1 protein-coding gene and 1 pseudogene are annotated in these 1517 nt (G+C 58.7%); both read right to left on the bottom strand.

Annotation, left to right across the window (positions count from 1 at the left end; translation table 11 throughout):
• Positions 1-212: pseudogene (locus CDV44_RS26855) on the bottom strand (hypothetical protein); the annotation flags it as partial.
• A gap of 223 nt (positions 213-435) precedes the next feature.
• Positions 436-1425, bottom strand: a complete 990-nt coding sequence (locus tag CDV44_RS26850) for a helix-turn-helix transcriptional regulator (protein WP_087691668.1) — start codon at positions 1423-1425, stop codon at positions 436-438.
• Positions 1426-1517: the final 92 nt, after the last annotated feature.

Here is a 1517-nt window from a genome sequence, read left to right as displayed (position 1 = left end):
CTTTCGCGTCCGATGACGCGAGAAAGCTCGGCGATCACGCAATACATGGTGATCAGGGTGGCCAGCAGGATCTGGATCGCCCAGAAACGAGGCCAGCTTATGTCCGCCCAGAGCCACGAGTTAGCTGCCAGCAAGCCAGAAGTGTCTTTCCAATATTCATATTCATAGAGCCGCTCCAGGTAGTGAACAACAAGCGCGACCACTGAGTACATCAGCGTTTTCCATGCAACATTCCAAACCGATGTGGTTCCGGGCGCTGCAAGCGCCGGCCGCTCCGACGGTGTCGTCTCAGCGACCACCGGCGGTCCTTGTCTATTGATAACGTAGTCTGAAGCTGGCAGAAGCGGTATCCGAAAAGCGAAATTCTTGCGAAAGGGATCGTGAGGTCATGCCGGCTCGATGAGGGCAAGCAGGCGGTCGCGCCATGCCAGCGCCTCAACGGCCGCACCCGGGCCGGTCGCGCGAACGGCTTAACGTCCTGCCCGGCAATTCCCCGAAGACCTTGTGATACTGCTCGGAGAACCGCGACATGTGGCGAAAGCCCCATTTGAACGCGACCTCGGATACGGTACACGTCGGCCCCGCGACCAGCAGGTCGCGTAACGCGCCATTCAGTCGTACGTTCAGGAACCACCTTCCCGGTGTCATGCCCACGCTGCGACGAAAAATCAGCTGGAGCGCGCGTGGACTGTAGCCGCTCCGTTTGGCAATCTCCGAAAGCGTTAGATCAGTTCCGTCAGACAGGGCAAGACGCTCGCACGCCATGATCAGATGATGATGGCGTTGTTCGGTGACCGAAGCTTCCGCCCCGCAAGCCGGCATCGCACCGATCAGTGCATCGACGTATCCGGTTACCAGCGACTGACACATTTCGGTCGCCAGTTCCGCAGTGATACCACCCGTGAGTTCCAGCGACTTCGCGATGCTCATTGCATCGTTGGCCAGACATGTCAGCGCAATGCGGCCACCGCGTCGAAGGCGCACCGAACTGGCCGCCGGTCCCGGCAACGCTAGCGGCCGGCCGGTTCGAGCAAGCGCGGCTTCCTGCAGGCGCTCTTCCGGGATCGTGAAGTTGACCCAACGTGAGGATGCGCAGGCATGGTAAAGAAGTTCCACGCCTGCCGGGTAAATCTGGATATCGTCCGGCCCGATCGAGACAGTGTTGTAGCGGGTGACGTCACTGCCTTCTGCCATGAAACCAATGCAGAGCGCATCGCGCGGCATGCTGCCCCGCGCGACGACGGGAAAGTCATAGCGGCCTGCTTCGAGTCTGATCTCGCCAAGCGTCAGACGCTCGTGCTCCATGTTCGCGCGCTGCGACGACAGAAGACGATGCTCAAAACTTGCACCATAGACAATATCGAAGGCGTGTGAGGGCTCAAAGCCTGAATATGCGTGCCTTAAATAGGTCGACTCAAACGGCATGACACATTCTCCTCAAGGATTTCGCTTTTTGGATAACACTTGTCCCAGGAAGCCACTATCTTGAATCTGTACGCCACGAAGTCGAGGCCACA

It is taken from the genome of Pandoraea sp. PE-S2R-1 (assembly GCF_002179865.1).
Taxonomy (GTDB): Bacteria; Pseudomonadota; Gammaproteobacteria; order Burkholderiales; family Burkholderiaceae; genus Pandoraea.
Note: the sequence above shows the minus strand (reverse complement) of the source record. Positions and strands in the feature narration are given on the sequence as shown.

What these genes read in the sequence shown, in the direction of transcription:
- CDV44_RS26850 (WP_087691668.1), bottom strand. Translation starts at nt 1,425, where the DNA reads ATGCCGTTTGAGTCGACCTATTTAAGGCACGCATATTCAGGCTTTGAG.